The organism is Methylobacterium sp. 174MFSha1.1, from assembly GCF_900116815.1.
Classification (GTDB): domain Bacteria; phylum Pseudomonadota; class Alphaproteobacteria; order Rhizobiales; family Beijerinckiaceae; genus Methylobacterium.
Genome location: NZ_FPCB01000087.1, coordinates 1 through 1,003, shown reverse-complemented (window position 1 = coordinate 1,003; position 1,003 = coordinate 1). Strand labels below are relative to the sequence as shown.

The window sequence follows — 1,003 nt, the reverse complement described above, 5'->3', positions numbered from 1 at the left end:
GGAGACGCGGTTGCTGGTCGTGTCGAGGTTCTGGCTGATGGACTTGAGCGTGGTCAGCGCCGTCATCGCGGCGGTGTTGGTCAGGAGGCTGGTCATGGTTTACGCTTTCCGGAACAAGAGTCGAAGGGAGGCCCGCTTCGGGCTCGCACCGAGGGCGCAAGCCGCCGTTTGCGGACCATGACCCCGGGGATCGGGGTCGCGCTGCGCGTAGGACATCCGGACTTTCACCGGCCGCAGCGGGGCGACGTCATGTCTCCGGGACAGAACCCGGCCGCTGGAAGCTCTCGCCGGCATCGCGCTCCCCTGGGGATCGCCCTGCCGATGGACTCATAATGGCGAGAACTACTTAGCAGGCGATTAAGGTTAAACGCCCCCGCCAGTCCGGATCTGGAACCGGCTCGGATCGTGCCCGGGACCGGCACTCGCGGACCGGCTCCGAGCGTGAATCAGGATCGGGCGGGGATGCGAGGACGCTTCGGTCGGCGCGATGGGTGGCCAGCGTGGCGGGCCGGCCGGCTCTCTCGACGGCGGGCGCCACCCCGGTTCGCGGGGCAGGCCTGGGTTCGGTCGCGGTTCCGACGGGGGACCGCCGACGAGACGGGGCAGCGGTCCCCGATGCGGGATCGACGGAGCGTGAAGACGGCGAAGGCCGCGCTCTGATCGAGCGCGGCCTTCGTCATTCGGTCGTGATGGGGCGGCCTTGGAAGACCGCCCTCTCGGCTTAGCGGAAGAGCGAGAGAACGTTCTGGCTCGACGAGTTGGCGATCGACAGAGCCTGCACCGCCAGCTGCTGCTGCGTCTGCAGCGCCTTCAGCTTCGTCGACTCCTCTTCGATGTCCGCATCGACCAGCGTGCCGATCGTCCGGTCATTGACCTTCATCAGCGTGTCGACGAAGGTCTTCTGTCCATCCATCTGCGTCTTGTTGGCGCCGAGCTTGGTGCCGGCATCGGTCACCTTGGCGATCGCCGCCTCGACCAGATTGATCGACGCCTTGATGGAGTT

At 66.8% G+C, this 1,003-nt stretch carries 1 protein-coding gene; it reads right to left on the bottom strand.

The features are described 5' to 3' along the window. Positions 1-721: 721 nt before the first annotated feature. On the bottom strand, positions 722-1,003 hold a 282-nt coding region (locus tag BM430_RS33680), incomplete at its 5' end, for a flagellin (RefSeq protein ID WP_280142304.1).